This window comes from Henriciella barbarensis, assembly GCF_003576345.1.
Taxonomy (GTDB): Bacteria; Pseudomonadota; Alphaproteobacteria; order Caulobacterales; family Hyphomonadaceae; genus Henriciella; species Henriciella barbarensis.
The window spans coordinates 328,796-344,649 of record NZ_QWGB01000004.1 but is presented as its reverse complement, the minus strand read 5'-3'; the positions used below and the strand labels follow the sequence as shown (position 1 = coordinate 344,649).

Below are 15,854 nucleotides of genomic sequence, written 5' to 3'. Positions count from 1 at the left end.
AAAAAGGGCCGCCTCTTCCGAGACGGCCCTTCTTGTCTGTTTTCCAGCCTCTTCTGAGAGGCTAGAGGTCTTAGTTGGAGACGCTGGAGACGACGCCTGCACCGACGGTGCGGCCGCCTTCGCGGATCGCGAAGCGAAGACCCTGGTCCATGGCGATCGGTGCGATGAGCTCGACTTCCATTTTGACGTTGTCGCCCGGCAGGACCATTTCCTTGTCCGCTGGAAGCTTCACAACACCGGTGACATCAGTCGTACGGAAGTAAAACTGTGGACGGTAGTTGGTGAAGAATGGCGTGTGACGGCCACCCTCTTCCTTGGTCAGGATGTAGGCTTCTGCCTCGAACGTGGTGTGCGGGGTGATCGAACCTGGCTTACAGAGAACCTGGCCACGCTCAACGCCTTCACGGTCGATGCCGCGGATCAGTGCGCCAATGTTGTCGCCTGCCTGGCCCTGGTCGAGCAGCTTGCGGAACATCTCAACGCCCGTAACGGTCGTCTTCTGCGTGTCGCGGATACCGACAATCTCGACTTCCTCGCCAACCTTGACGATGCCCGTCTCGACGCGGCCGGTCACAACCGTACCACGGCCGGAGATCGAGAACACGTCCTCGACCGGCATCAGGAACGGCTTGTCCAGTGGACGGTCAGGGGTCGGGATGTACTCGTCGACAGCCTTCATCAGCTCGAGGATCTTCTCCTTGCCGATGTTCTCGTCGCGGCCTTCGACAGCTGCGAGCGCAGAACCGGAAACGATCGGAATGTCGTCGCCCGGGAAGTCGTAGGAGGACAGAAGCTCACGGACTTCCATCTCGACGAGCTCGAGGAGCTCTTCGTCGTCGACCTGGTCAACCTTGTTGAGGAACACGACAAGGGCAGGCACGCCAACCTGGCGGGCCAGCAGGATGTGCTCGCGGGTCTGCGGCATCGGGCCGTCAGCTGCGTTCACAACCAGGATCGCGCCGTCCATCTGGGCAGCACCGGTGATCATGTTCTTCACATAGTCAGCGTGGCCCGGGCAATCGACGTGCGCATAGTGACGGTCGTCCGTCTCATACTCGACGTGCGCGGTGTTGATGGTGATGCCGCGTGCTTTTTCTTCCGGCGCGTTGTCGATGTCCGCATAGGACTTCGCTGCACCGCCATAAACTTCTGCAAGCGTCATCGTGATCGCTGCCGTCAGCGTTGTCTTGCCATGGTCAACATGGCCGATCGTGCCGATGTTTACGTGCGGCTTGTTCCGCGCAAACTTCTCTTTGGCCATCGGGCCTCTCCTTCATTTCCAACGTCAGTCAGTTATGTGAAAACCCCGCGCAGCCACCGTTAAGGGAACTGCGCGGAGCGGTAGCTTGTTAGCCCGCGAGATCCTGAACGATCTTCTGAGCCTCGGCCTTCGGCACTTCTGCATAGTGGTCGAACACCATGGTGAACTGGGCACGGCCCTGTGACATACCGCGAAGGTTGCCGACATAACCGAACATGTTCACCAGCGGCACGAACGCACCGATAGCAACTGCGTTGCCGCGTGGGTTAGAACCCTGGATCTGACCGCGGCGGGAGTTCAGGTCACCGATGATGTCGCCCATGTATTCCTCAGGCGTCACAACCTCGACCTTCATCATTGGCTCCATCAGCTTCGGATCGGCCTTGGTACGTAGCTCACGAAAAGCAGCGCGGGAGGCGATTTCGAAAGCGAGAACGGAGGAGTCAACGTCGTGATACTTGCCGTCGACGAGAACAGCCTTGAAGTCAGTGACAGGATAACCGGCCAGAAGACCGTTTTCCTTGGCCTGGTTGAGGCCCTTCTCGACGCCCGGAATGTATTCCTTAGGCACCGAACCACCAACGATCGCGCTCTCGAAGATAAAGCCGGAACCCGCTTCGAGGGGTTCGAACTGGATCTTGACCTCGGCAAACTGACCGGAACCACCAGACTGCTTCTTGTGCGTGTAGTTGATCTCGGTCGGGCGACCGATTGCTTCACGGTAAGCCACCTGCGGCTGGCCGATGTTCGCTTCAACTTTGAACTCACGCTTCAGACGGTCAACAAGAATGTCGAGGTGAAGCTCACCCATGCCTTTCATGATCGTCTGACCCGACTCGATGTCGGTTTCGACGCGGAACGATGGGTCCTCAGCGGCGAGACGCTGAAGGCCGATGGACATCTTCTCCTGGTCAGCCTTCGATTTAGGCTCGACCGCAATCTCGATAACGGGATCCGGGAAGGTCATGGTTTCAAGGACAACCGGGTCAGACTTGTCGCAAAGCGTGTCGCCCGTCGTGGTTTCCTTGAGGCCTGCGAGCGCAATGATGTCGCCGGCATATGCCTCTTCAATCTCTTCACGGTTGTTCGAGTGCATCATCATCATACGACCGACGCGCTCTTGCTTCCCCTTGGTGGAGTTCATCACTGAACCACCCTTGTTCAGCTGGCCGGAATAGATGCGCACGAAGGTCAGCGACCCGACGAAGGGGTCGTTCATGATCTTGAAAGCAAGACCGGAGAACGGCTCATTGTCATCGGCATGACGCGCGATGTCACGAACTTCTTCTTCGTCGCCCGGTTTGAAGCCCATATACGCCGGAACGTCGAGCGGACCTGGAAGATAGTCGATCACTGCGTTCAGCATTGGCTGGACGCCCTTGTTCTTGAACGCAGAACCAGCAAGAACTGGCACGAACGACATGGAGAGCGTGCCCTTCCGGATGAGAACGCGAAGCTCGGATTCGGTCGGCTCTGTGCCTTCGAGGTAGGCTTCCATCGCAGCTTCGTCCTGCTCGACAGCAAGCTCGACGAGCTCTGCGCGCATCTCTTCAGCTTTTGCCTTCAGGTCGTCACGGATATCGCGGATAACCCAGGACGCACCGAGATCTTCACCTTCCCAGACCCATTCCTGCATGGTGATCAGGTCGACGATACCCTCGAGCTCGTTCTCTGCACCAATCGGGAACTGAACCGGAGCCGGTTGGGCACCGGTGCGGTCCTTGATCATGTGAACGCAGTTGAAGAAGTCGGCGCCGGTCTTGTCCATCTTGTTGACGAACACGATGCGCGGGACCTTGTAACGGTCGGCCTGACGCCAGACGGTTTCGGTCTGCGGTTCAACACCAGCGTTAGCGTCGAGAACACAGACTGCGCCGTCGAGAACTGCCAGAGAACGCTCAACTTCGATGGTGAAGTCAACGTGTCCCGGAGTATCGATGATGTTGAAGCGGAATTTCGCCTCATCAGGCGTGTCACCGTAGATGCCGGTCGGGTTCTTGCCGTCTTCTGTACGGAACCAGAACGTGGTCGTCGCAGCGGACGTAATCGTGATGCCGCGCTCCTGCTCCTGCTCCATCCAGTCCATCGTGGCCGCGCCATCGTGGACTTCGCCGATCTTGTGCGAGCGGCCGGTATAGAAAAGGATACGCTCGGTCGTCGTCGTCTTGCCGGCATCAATGTGGGCCATGATGCCGAAGTTGCGATAGCGATCCAACGAGTATTCGCGGGCCATGGGGTTACCTTTTTATCTAGTTCCGGGAGGAACGTGTAGAACGTGTTACCAGCGGTAGTGAGAGAAGGCGCGGTTCGCTTCGGCCATGCGGTGGGTATCTTCCCGCTTCTTTACAGCCGTGCCGCGACCTTGCGATGCATCAAGCAGCTCACCTGCAAGGCGCTCACGCATGGTGCTTTCGTTACGTGAGCTGGCCGCAGAAGCGAGCCAGCGAATAGCGAGAGCCTGACGGCGCTCAGGACGAACTTCGACCGGCACCTGATAGGTCGCACCACCAACACGGCGCGAGCGAACTTCGACGGCTGGCGAAATAGCTTCAAGCGCAGCGTGGAACACCTCAACAGGGTCCTTGCTTGCTTTCGTCTCGACCAGATCGAAAGCACCGTAAACGATGCGCTCGGCGGTGGATTTCTTACCGTCCTGCATGATCTGGTTCATGAACTTCGAGATAACGATGTCCTTGAACTTCGGATCAGGAAGAACCTGGCGTTTTTCGGCGCGGTGACGACGTGACATGCTCTATGACCCTTATTTCGGTTTCTTGACGCCGTAATGCGAGCGGCGTTGCTTACGGTTTTTGACGCCCTGCGTATCGAGGACACCGCGGAGAATGTGATAACGCACACCCGGAAGGTCTTTCACGCGGCCGCCGCGGATAAGGACCACGGAGTGTTCCTGAAGGTTATGGCCCTCACCCGGGATATAGCAAAGCGATTCGAAACCCGTGGTGAGACGGACCTTGGCGACCTTACGAAGCGCCGAGTTCGGCTTCTTCGGCGTCGTCGTGTAAACGCGTGTACAAACGCCGCGACGCTGCGGGTTGCCCTTAAGGGCTGGTGTCTTTGAACGCGCAGGCTTTGGCTTGCGCGGATTGCGGATCAGTTGCTGAATCGTGGGCATGAGGGCCTTTTTGATTACTTTCTAACTTGGCCCCATCGGACCAGTCCAAACCAAGATAGCCCGGCTGGGCCAAAACTGGCCCACCGGACAATCAATTCCGTACTATGCCGACCTGACAGCGCCCTTACGGGCCGCTGGAGGCAATAAAACCTATTGCCTCAGCCAGCGTTCGGCGCGTGTTAAGACCCTGCAGGCGTCCCGTCAAGTGTTTGGGACGGGACACGCTGCGATAGGGTCTGTTGCGGCTGCAACTACTCTGCAGCGTCTGGTGCCGGCAGAGCCGCTGCGGCCTGTTCGGCAGCCTGACGGCGCTTCGCTTTGAGCTTCTGGTCACGCTGACCGGCAATGCGGCGGAAGTTGCGCATGCCGCCGCCCGTACCAGCAGGGATCAGGCGACCAACGATGACGTTCTCTTTCAGGCCCTCGAGCGTATCGACCTTGCCCTGCAGGGCTGCTTCGGTCAGCACGCGTGTGGTTTCCTGGAAGGAAGCCGCCGAGATGAAGCTGCGTGTCTGCAGCGACGCCTTGGTGATACCGAGAAGGACCGGAACACCCGATGCCTCACGCTGGTCCTGCTTGCGCGACCGGCGGACCGACGCGTTTGCCTCTTCCAGTTCTAGCAGGTCGACATGCTCGCCCTTGAGGAGCGTCGTCGTACCCGGATCAGTGATCTCGATCTTCTGTAGCATCTGGCGAACGATCACCTCGATGTGCTTGTCGTTGATCGGCACGCCCTGCAGACGATAGACCTTCTGGACTTCGTCGACGAGGTAGTCAGCCAGCGCAGCGATACCGAGCGAACCGAGGATGTCCTGCGGTGCAGGGTTACCATCGACGAGGTATTCACCGCGGCGGATGAAGTCACCGTCCTGGAAGGAGATACGCTTGTTCTTCGGAACCAGGTACTCAACAGGCTCGACGCCCTCTTCTTCCGGAATGATGCCGATCTTGCGCTTGTTCTTGTAGTCACGCAGGTACGACACACGACCGTCGATATCGGCGATCACTGCATTGTCCTTCGGACGACGTGCCTCGAAGAGCTCGGCAACACGCGGCAGACCACCGGTGATGTCCTTGGTCTTCGCGCCGCCGGTCGACGTACGTGCAAGGCTGTCGCCGGAGCCAACCTCGTCACCGTCATTGACCGAAAGGATCGCGCCTGGCGAAAGCAGGTAGCGAGCCTCAGTGCCATTCGGCAGCGTCTTGGCTTCGCCGTTCGCGTCAGTGATGAGGACAGATGGGCGAAGCTCGTTGCCCTTGCTGCCGCGATAGTCGACGATCACGCGCGACGAGATGCCGGTTGCTTCGTCAGTCTCTTCGCGGGCCGACATGCCGTCGACAACGTCGATAAGCTTGGCGACACCTGAGATTTCCGAAATCAGCGGCTGCGCGAATGGATCCCAGTCGGCGAGCTTGTCGCCTGGTTTCACCTTGGCGCCATCCTTCGTGTAGACGCGCGTACCGTAACCAGGCTTGAAGGTCTGGCGGGTACGACCGTCGCCATCGATGATGGAGACTGACATCTGACGACCGACCACGACAAGGGCCTTGTCGGAACGAGTGACCGTCTCCGCTTCCTCGAAGCTGATGGTACCTTCAAACGACGCTTCGACCGAGCTCTCTTCTGCGACGGAGGCGGCGCCACCGATGTGGAAGGTCCGCATGGTAAGCTGAGTGCCCGGCTCACCAATCGACTGGGCAGCAATGACACCGATGGCCTCGCCGCGGTTCACGATGGTACCGCGCGCAAGGTCACGGCCATAACAGGCCACACAGACACCGGTCTTGGTTTCACAGGTCAGCGGCGAACGAACCTTGATCTCGTCGACGCCAGCCGCCTCGATGGTCGCAGCAAGCGCTTCGTCCACATAGGTGTTTGCTGGACAGATAAGCTCGCCCGTCTTCGGATTGTTTACATCCCAACCGGTTGTCCGGCCGAGAATACGCTCAGAGATCGAGACCGTGACGTCTGCGCCTTCCATGACTGGTGCGAGCATGATGCCCTTGTCGGTGCCGCAATCGTCTTCATTGACGATACAGTCTTGCGCAACGTCAACGAGACGGCGAGTCAGGTAACCCGAGTTCGCTGTCTTGAGAGCCGTATCCGCCAGACCCTTACGGGCACCGTGGGTCGAGTTGAAGTATTCAAGAACGGTCAGGCCTTCCTTGAAGTTCGACACAATCGGCGTCTCGATGATCTCACCGGACGGCTTCGCCATCAGGCCGCGCATACCAGCCAGCTGCTTCATCTGGTTCTTGGAACCACGTGCACCGGAGTGAGCCATCATGAAGACCGAATTGGTCTCTTCCTGACGGCCGGTTTCGGCATTGATTTCGGCTTCGCCGGCTGCGTCCATCATCGCGTCAGCGACTTTGTCCGTACAGGTCGACCAGGCGTCCACCACTTTGTTGTACTTTTCGCCGCGGGTAATGAGGCCTTCCGCATACTGACGCTCATACTCCGACACTTGCGCGCGGGTATCTTCGACCAGTTTGGCCTTGGCAGCCGGGATCTTCATATCGTCCTTGCCGAACGAGATGCCAGCTTTGCAAGCTTCGCGGAAGCCAAGCTCCATGAGCTTGTCACAGAAGATGACCGTCGCCTTCTGACCGCAGTTACGATAGACCTCGTCGATCAGTTTGGAGATCGCCTTCTTGGTCATCAAATCGTTGACCAACTCGGCGCGCATGCCTTTCATCTTCGGCAGCAGCGACGCGATCATATAGCGGCCTGGCGTGGTGTCGATGATGCGGACTTCTTCGTCGCCTTCCTCATCAACGCCTTCAAAGCGTGCCTTGATCTTCGCGTGAAGTGACAGCTTGCCAGCGTGCAGGGCGTGTTCAATCTCCGCCATGTCGGAATAGATGCCCTGAACCGGACGCCCTTCCTTGTCGGTCTTGAACGAACCCGGCTCGTCATCCTTATCGAGCGACAGATAGTAGAGCCCCAGAATGATGTCCTGCGACGGCACGATAATCGGCTTGCCGTTTGCGGGTGACAGAATGTTGTTCGTCGACATCATCAGCACGCGGCACTCAAGCTGGGCTTCCAGCGAAAGTGGAACGTGAACAGCCATCTGGTCGCCGTCGAAGTCAGCGTTGAACGCAGCGCAGACCAGCGGGTGAAGCTGGATCGCTTTACCTTCAATCAGTTTAGGCTCGAACGCCTGGATACCGAGGCGGTGAAGCGTCGGGGCGCGGTTGAGCATAACCGGGTGCTCACGGATGACCTCTTCGAGGATATCCCAGACTTCCGGCTTTTCTTTCTCAACGAGCTTCTTGGCAGCCTTGACGGTACCAGCAAGACCCTTCGCGTCGAGGCGCGCATAGATGAACGGCTTGAACAGCTCAAGCGCCATCTTCTTCGGCAGGCCGCACTCATGAAGCTTCATGTTCGGGCCAACCACGATGACCGAACGGCCGGAATAGTCGACGCGCTTACCGAGAAGGTTCTGACGGAAACGACCGTGCTTGCCTTTCAGCATGTCAGAAAGCGATTTCAGCGGACGCTTGTTGGTGCCCGTGATGACGCGGCCACGACGGCCATTGTCGAACAGCGCATCAACCGATTCCTGAAGCATACGCTTCTCGTTCCGGATGATGATGTCCGGTGCACGAAGCTCCATGAGACGCTTCAAGCGGTTGTTACGGTTAATTACGCGGCGATACAGATCGTTCAGATCGGACGTCGCAAAACGGCCGCCGTCCAGCGGGACGAGCGGGCGCAGATCCGGCGGAATGACCGGCACGATCGTCATGATCATCCATTCCGGCTTCGCACCAGAAGCCAGGAAGGATTCAACGACCTTCAGACGCTTCGAGTATTTCTTGGTTTTCAGCTCGCTGGTCGACTCGGCGAGATCGTCGCGAAGCTGGTCGGCCAGAGAATCAAGATCAAGCGCGCGAAGAAGCTCACGAACAGCTTCGGCGCCGATCATGGCAGTGAAAGCATCTTCGCCATGCTCGTCCTGAGCGTCCATATACTCTTCTTCGGTGAGCAGCTGGTTCGGCTCGAGCGGGGTCAGACCCGGCTCAATGACGACATAGCTCTCGAAGTAGAGAACGCGCTCAACATCTTTCAGCGCCATGTCCAGCAGTGTGGAGATGCGTGAAGGGAGCGACTTCAGGAACCAGATGTGGGCAACCGGCGCGGCAAGCTCGATGTGACCCATGCGCTCACGGCGTACCTTGGCGAGGGTAACTTCGACGCCGCACTTCTCGCAGACGATGCCGCGATACTTGATGCGCTTATACTTACCGCAGAGGCATTCATAGTCCTTGATCGGACCGAAGATACGGGCACAGAACAGGCCTTCGCGCTCTGGCTTGAAGGTCCGGTAGTTGATGGTTTCCGGCTTCTTGATCTCACCGGACGACCAGGACCGGATCTTTTCCGGGCTGGCGATAGAGATCTTGATCGCCTCAAAGCTCGGGGCTGGGGCGTTAGCGTTATTGAAGGGGTTTGTGACGTCTTGGCGCATTTAATTCCGCTCCTCGGGAGGGGGCGGCCAGACTTGATGCCTGGCCTTTAGAAAAACCTAGTCTCTAATCGACACGATTACCATGTGGCGGCCTATTCGGCCGCCACTGGTGAGTCATCATCGTCCTCATTGGCTTCGATCAGTTCGACGTTGAGGCCAAGCGAGCGCATTTCCTTGATGAGAACGTTGAACGATTCCGGAATACCGGCCTCGAACGTGTCATCACCGCGGACGATCGCTTCATACACCTTGGCACGACCCGCCGTGTCATCGGACTTGACGGTGAGCATTTCTTGCAACGTGTAGGCTGCGCCATACGCTTCCAGGGCCCAGACCTCCATCTCGCCGAAACGCTGGCCACCGAACTGCGCCTTGCCGCCCAGCGGCTGCTGAGTAACGAGCGAGTAAGGGCCGGTCGAACGGGCGTGGATCTTCTCGTCGACCAGGTGGTGAAGCTTCAGAAGGTACTTGTAACCAACCGTGACCTTGCGCTTGAACGCTTCGCCGGTACGGCCGTCAAACAGAGTGACCTGACCAGATGCGTCCAGCCCTGCCCGCTCCAGCATCTTGACGATATCCGCTTCCCGCGCACCGTCGAAGACTGGTGTTGCGATCGGAACACCGTTGCCGAGGTTCGAAGCAAGTTCGACGATCTCGTTGTCCGACTCGGGCAGCTCCTGCTCTTCGCCGTAAACGTGCTGGATCGTCTCGCGCAACGCCTTGTTGTCCTTGTTCTCGTTCCACTCATCAAGTGCATTCTGGACAAGGCGGCCAAGACCATTCGAGGCCCAGCCCATATGCGTTTCCAGAATCTGCCCGACGTTCATCCGCGACGGCACGCCGAGCGGGTTGAGAACGATGTCGACAGGCGTACCGTCTTCGGTGAACGGCATGTCTTCAGCTGGGTTGATCTTGGAGATCACACCCTTGTTGCCGTGACGGCCGGCCATCTTGTCGCCTGGCTGCAGCTTGCGCTTCACGGCCAGGAAGACCTTGACCACCTTCATCACGCCCGGAGGCAGATCGTCGCCTGACTGGACCTTGTCGACCTTGTCGTTGAACCGGGCTTCGAGCTCACGCAGGGAGTCGTTGAAACGGCCCTGCAGGAAATCGAGCTCACCTTGTGCCTTTTCAGACTTGAGCGCGATTTCCCACCACTGGCTCTCGCGAAGCTCGTCGAGCGCCTCGTCGGTGATCTTGCCTGTCTTGAAGCCTTTTGGACCCGCAGCAGCTTCACTTCCAACGAGCAGTTCACGCAGGCGCGCATAGGTGTTGCGCTCCAGGATGTTCTGTTCGTCTTCCTTGTCTTCCTGCAGTTGCTCGATCTGCTCACGCTCAATTTGGAGCGCGCGCTGATCCTTGTCGATGCCGTGGCGATTGAAGACACGGACCTCAACAACCGTACCCGAGCCGCCTGGTGGCACGCGCAGGGAGGTGTCACGAACGTCAGAAGCTTTTTCACCGAAGATGGCGCGGAGAAGTTTTTCTTCCGGCGTCATCGGGCTTTCACCCTTCGGCGTGACCTTACCGACGAGAATGTCGCCAGCTTTCACTTCAGCACCGACAGCAACGATACCGGCTTCGTCCAGGTTACGCAGAGCTTCCTCACCGACGTTCGGAATGTCGCGCGTAATCTCTTCAGGGCCAAGCTTGGTATCGCGAGCAGCGATCTCATACTCTTCGAGGTGGATTGAGGTGAAGACGTCGTCTTTTACAATCCGCTCGGAGATCAGGATGGAGTCTTCAAAGTTGTAGCCATTCCACGGCATGAACGCGACGAGCACGTTACGGCCGAGCGCCAGCTCACCAAGATCGGTGGACGGGCCATCTGCGATGATGTCGCCAGAACGGACCTCATCGCCCACGCGCACGATCGGGCGCTGGTTGATACAGGAGTTCTGGTTCGAACGGCGGAACTTGGCGAGGCGGTAGATGTCGACACCGGACTTGGCCGAGTCGATGTCTTCGGTCGCACGCACAACGATACGCGTGCCGTCTACCTGCTCGATCACACCGGCACGGCGCGCAACCACGGCTGCGCGGCTGTCACGGGCGACCACCGATTCCATACCGGTACCGACAAATGGCGCTTCCGATTTGACGAGCGGCACAGCCTGACGCTGCATGTTCGAGCCCATCAGAGCGCGGTTGGCATCGTCATTTTCAAGGAACGGGATGAGAGCGGCGGCAACCGAAACGACCTGTTTCGGCGACACGTCCATATACTCCACTTCCTCGCGCGGAACGAGCGTGGCTTCGCCGTTGACGCGGGCGTTGACGAACTCATTATCGAGTTCACCCTTGTCGTTCACGGTCGCGTTGGCCTGAGCAATGGCGAAGCGATGCTCTTCCATAGCGGACAGATACACGACTTCGCTCGTCAGCTTGCCATTCTCGACCTTGCGGTACGGGCTTTCGATAAAGCCGTACTTGTTGACGCGCGCATGGGTCGCCAGCGAGTTGATCAGACCGATGTTCGGGCCTTCCGGCGTCTCAATCGGGCAGATGCGGCCATAGTGGGTCGGGTGAACGTCGCGGACTTCGAAGCCTGCGCGCTCACGCGTTAGACCACCCGGCCCAAGCGCCGAGAGACGGCGCTTGTGGGTAATCTCGGAGAGCGGGTTGGTCTGGTCCATGAACTGCGACAGCTGCGAGGAGCCAAAGAATTCGCGCACAGACGCGACAACCGGCTTCGCATTGATCAGGTCATGCGGCATCACCGTGTCGATATCGACAGAGGACATGCGCTCCTTGATGGCGCGCTCCATGCGGACAAGACCGATGCGGTAGTTGTTTTCCATCAGCTCGCCGACCGAACGGACACGGCGGTTACCGAGGTTGTCGATGTCGTCAACTTCGCCCTTGCCGTCTTTCAGGTCGAGAATGACCTTCATGACGCCTACGATGTCTTCCCTGCGAAGCGTGCGCATGCTGTCTTCAGCCAGCTCATAGTCGTCGAGGGCCATGTTGAGGCGCATATTCATCTTCACGCGGCCAACCGCGGAAAGGTCGTAGCGCTCACCATCGAAGAAGAGCTGGTTGAACAGGGCGTCTGCCGCTTCCTGGGTTGGTGGCTCACCAGGGCGCATCACGCGGTAGATGTCGGACAGCGCCTCAAAGCGCGTCTCGTTCTTGTCAGCCTTCAGCGTGTTGCGCAGCCATGGGCCACGGTCGGCGCCGTCGATGTTGAGGATCTCAACCGACTTCTGGCCGAGGTCGCGAAGCTCTGCGACAAGCTCTTCGGTCAGGACGTCGCCGGCCTCACCAAAGATTTCACCGGTCTCACGGTTGACAATATCGCGGCCAAGGAACTTGCCCTCGAGAGCTGTCGACGGGACGAGAAGCTCATCCGTACCGCCCTCAACGATCCGCTTGGCAGCCAGCGCCGTAATCTTGCGATCCGCAGGCGCAACGACCTTACCAGTCTTGGCGTCAACAAGATCGTAGCTTGGCTTCTGCCCCTTCCAGGCCTCTGGGCGGAAGCCCATGATCCAGCCGCTCTTGTCCAGCCGGTAGACCGAACGCGTATAGAAGAGGTCGATAATTTCGTCCGTGTCGTAGCCCAGCGCATAGAGCATCGTGGTCGCAGGCAGCTTGCGCTTGCGGTCGATACGGATGTTCAGAATGTCCTTGGCGTCAAACTCGAAGTCGAGCCAGGAACCCCGATACGGGATGATACGAGCCGCGAAGAGCAGCTTGCCCGACGAGTGGGTCTTGCCGCGGTCATGGTCGAAGAACACGCCAGGCGAACGGTGCATCTGAGAGACGATGACGCGCTCGGTCCCGTTCACAATGAACGTACCCTTGTCCGTCATCAGGGGAATGTCGCCGAGATAGACTTCCTGTTCCTTGACCTCTTTGATCGACTTTGCGCCCGTGTCCTCGTCAATATCGAAAACGACCAGCTGCAGCCGCACTTTGAGCGGCGCTGCGTAGGTCATGTCGCGCTGCATGCACTCCTGCATGTCAAACTTCGGCGGCTCGAATTCGTATGAAACGTATTCGAGCGTCGCGCGCTCATTGAAGTCAATGATTGGGAAAACGCTTTTAAAGACACCACCAAGACCATCATCGGTGCGCTCAGCGAGCGCGGTATGCATTTGCAGGAACTGCTCATATGAGGAGCGCTGCACTTCGATGAGATTGGGCATGTCGATGGCTTCGGGAATACGACCGAAGGATTTGCGGATACGTTTTTTTTCCGTGAAAGAAAGAGCCATCTTTAGTTCCGTTTCTTGCCGGCCACTCCGTCCTGCAGCATGCAGGTCCGGCGGCGGCTTGCCACCTGAAACGCGAGCACGCGGCGGAACCCACAAGAGGCTCCGCCGCGCTATTTACTCTACAGAGATAGTGCCTCGCGCAGACACCACCCCTTAATTGTAAGCCGTAGCCGGCTTACTTGATTTCGACCTTGGCACCAGCTTCTTCGAACTTCTTCTTGAGCTCTTCTGCTTCGTCCTTGGAAACGCCTTCCTTGATTGGCTTCGGAGCGCCTTCGACGAGCTCCTTGGCTTCTTTCAGGCCAAGACCGGACACGACTTCGCGCACGACCTTAATGACGTTGATTTTCTTGTCGCCGCCATCGGTCAGGATGACGTCAAATTCGGTTTTCTCTTCAGCTGCTGCCGCGTCGCCGCCGCCAGCTGCTGGACCGGCCATAGCAACAGCTGCTGCTGCTTTGATGCCGCGCTCTTCGAGATAGTCGTTGAGCTCTTTTGCTTCGAGGATGGTGAGGCCGAGAAGTTCGTCACCAAGTTTTGCAATATCTGCCATTTGTCTGATCGACTTTCTTGTTCAAATTTAGAGGTGTTCTGGTTTTGCGTTGTCTTAGCTGACGCTATGCCGCTGCCTGCTCGCCGATGACCTTGATCGCTCCAGCAAGACCTTGGCCCGGCGCATTGACGCGCTGGACGATCTGGCTGGCCTGACCTGTCAGGCGGGCAACAATGGTTGCAATCATCTCTTCGCGCGATGGCATTTTGGCGAGGGCTTCGACACCCGCACCGTCCATCACTTCGGCGCCCATGACGCCTCCGACGAGTTTCAGCTTTTCATTGTTTTTGGCAAACTCAGCGGCTGCTTTGGCAGGGACCGTTGGGTCTTCTGCGTAGGCAATCGCCACCTGGCCAGTGAAGAGGCCCTGAGCCACATCGCCGCCCTTGCCCTTGAGGGCAATCTTGGCAATCCGGTTCTTGACCACTTTAAGCCGCCCACCCTGCTCTCTGAGCGAGGTACGCAGCTTCGTCAGTTCCGCAACGCTCAAACCGGTATAATGCGTGACAACAACTGCACCGGAATTCTCGAAAACCTCTTCGAGTTCCGCGAGCGCCGCCTGCTTTCCAGCTTTATCCATTACGGTTCTCCAGTTAAGGCGTCCGGCCCATCCGGGCGCCCGGGAATTCGCCTTTAACGGATCACTCCGCATCCAGCGCCTGCCCAGGGCCTGGCGATACCAGACTGGCCGAAACGTGAATTCCGACAGCCTCTAATAGTCGCCTCACCCCGTCTATCATGGGATTTCTGAGCCCAGAGGGCACGACCCATGGTCTTGGACAGGAAAACGGGAGGCCCCCGATTAAGCTCGGTGGTCTCCCGTCAAGAGGGGTCTGTTAACGTGTAAACATTTCAGCCGCAACCCCCCGCCCGCACAAAAACTCACAACGGTCAAGTAACCGGTATGAGATGAATCTGCGTCGCTCCAGACAACGAAAAACGCCCGGGATTCACTTCCCGGGCGCCTATCTGAATTACTGTTCTGTCAGGCCTCAGCCGGCAGCGATAGCCTCTGCGGTATCAACAGTGACACCCGGGCCCATCGTTGAGGAAAGAGCGATCCTCCGGACATAGGTGCCTTTGGCACCCGACGGGCGTGCCTTGACCAGTGCATCCACGAATGCCTTGAAGTTCGTCTCAAGGTCAGCTTCGGAGAAGCTTGCCTTGCCGATGCCCGCATGAATGATGCCCTGCTTCTCGACGCGGAACTCAACAGAGCCGCCCTTTGCATCAGCAACAGCTTTCGCAACGTTCGGGGTGACCGTACCGACTTTCGGGTTCGGCATCAGGCCGCGCGGGCCAAGCACCTTACCGAGACGACCAACAACAGCCATCATGTCTGGCGTTGCGATGACGCGATCAAAATCCATCATCCCGCCCTGGACCTGCTCCATGAGGTCTTCAGCGCCGACGAAATCCGCACCGGCTTCCTTGGCTTCTTCAGCCTTGGCGTCGCGGGCAAACACAGCCACGCGAACGTCTTTACCGGTACCGGCAGGCATGGAAACCATGCCGCGGACCATCTGATCGGCGTATTTCGGATCAACGCCCAGATTGACGGCGACTTCAATTGTCTCGTCGAACTTGGAGGTCGCATTCGACTTCACGAGCGAGATGGCTTCAGAAACGCCATACACTTTCTCGATGTCGACAGTGCCGTGAGCGGCGCGATATCTTTTTCCGTGCTTAGACATGTTCCTATTCCACCACGTTCAGGCCCATCGAGCGCGCAGAGCCTTTGATGATCTCTGTAGCGGCATCGAGGTCCGTTGCATTGAGATCGACCATCTTGGCTTCAGCGATCTCGCGGCACTGGGCGACCGTCACCTTACCGGCGACGTCCTTGCCCGGCTGTTTAGCACCTGAGTTCGGCTTGCCGATCTTCAGGCCCGCAGCCTTCTTCAGAAGAACGCTCGCAGGCGGCGTCTTCGTGGTGAAGGTAAAGGACTTGTCCTGATAATAGTCGATCACGACCGGGATCGGCAGGCCCTTTTCCATGCTTTCGGTCTTCGCGTTGAAGGCCTTGCAGAACTCCATGATGTTGATGCCGCGCTGACCGAGCGCTGGACCAACAGGTGGAGATGGGTTGGCCGAACCGGCCGGGATCTGGAGCTTGAGCTGCCCCAGCAATTTCTTAGCCATGTCATCCTCTCTGGCTTGTAAAGTGACCGGTGGTCTTTCGATCCGGCCGCCTGGTTTGAGGCCC

General features: G+C 58.2%; 10 protein-coding genes. All 10 read right to left on the bottom strand.

The window, feature by feature from the left end:
• Positions 1-70 precede the first annotated feature (70 nt).
• Positions 71-1,261 carry an elongation factor Tu gene (gene tuf / locus D1224_RS02835; protein WP_119377896.1) on the bottom strand — a complete coding sequence of 397 codons (1,191 nt, stop codon included), beginning with the start codon at positions 1,259-1,261 and terminating at the stop codon, positions 71-73.
• A gap of 88 nt (positions 1,262-1,349) precedes the next feature.
• Positions 1,350-3,494: an elongation factor G gene (gene fusA / locus D1224_RS02830; protein WP_119378414.1), complete on the bottom strand. Its 2,145-nt coding sequence runs from the start codon at positions 3,492-3,494 to the stop codon at positions 1,350-1,352.
• 45 nt (positions 3,495-3,539) lie between these two features.
• Positions 3,540-4,010 carry a 30S ribosomal protein S7 gene (gene rpsG, locus D1224_RS02825; RefSeq protein ID WP_119378413.1) on the bottom strand — a complete coding sequence of 157 codons (471 nt, stop codon included), beginning with the start codon at positions 4,008-4,010 and terminating at the stop codon, positions 3,540-3,542.
• A 12-nt stretch (positions 4,011-4,022) separates the two neighbouring features.
• Positions 4,023-4,394, bottom strand: coding sequence for a 30S ribosomal protein S12 (rpsL, locus tag D1224_RS02820; RefSeq protein ID WP_018146782.1), 372 nt, complete (start codon positions 4,392-4,394; stop codon positions 4,023-4,025).
• Between the two features lie 251 nt (positions 4,395-4,645).
• Positions 4,646-8,875 carry a DNA-directed RNA polymerase subunit beta' gene (gene rpoC, locus D1224_RS02815; RefSeq protein WP_119378412.1) on the bottom strand — a complete coding sequence of 1,410 codons (4,230 nt, stop codon included), beginning with the start codon at positions 8,873-8,875 and terminating at the stop codon, positions 4,646-4,648.
• 92 nt (positions 8,876-8,967) lie between these two features.
• Positions 8,968-13,095 (bottom strand): DNA-directed RNA polymerase subunit beta, encoded by a 4,128-nt coding sequence (rpoB, locus tag D1224_RS02810; RefSeq protein WP_119378411.1) that lies wholly within the window; start codon positions 13,093-13,095, stop codon positions 8,968-8,970.
• Between the two features lie 175 nt (positions 13,096-13,270).
• Positions 13,271-13,648, bottom strand: coding sequence for a 50S ribosomal protein L7/L12 (gene rplL / locus D1224_RS02805; RefSeq protein ID WP_119378410.1), 378 nt, complete (start codon positions 13,646-13,648; stop codon positions 13,271-13,273).
• 64 nt (positions 13,649-13,712) lie between these two features.
• Complete coding sequence (gene rplJ, locus D1224_RS02800) at positions 13,713-14,228, bottom strand: 50S ribosomal protein L10 (RefSeq protein WP_119378409.1); 516 nt, start codon at positions 14,226-14,228, stop codon at positions 13,713-13,715.
• Positions 14,229-14,640: 412 nt separating this feature from the next.
• Positions 14,641-15,342 (bottom strand): 50S ribosomal protein L1, encoded by a 702-nt coding sequence (rplA, locus tag D1224_RS02795; protein WP_119378408.1) that lies wholly within the window; start codon positions 15,340-15,342, stop codon positions 14,641-14,643.
• 4 nt (positions 15,343-15,346) lie between these two features.
• Positions 15,347-15,790 (bottom strand): 50S ribosomal protein L11, encoded by a 444-nt coding sequence (gene rplK, locus D1224_RS02790; RefSeq protein ID WP_119378407.1) that lies wholly within the window; start codon positions 15,788-15,790, stop codon positions 15,347-15,349.
• Between the last annotated feature and the right edge of the window lie 64 nt (positions 15,791-15,854).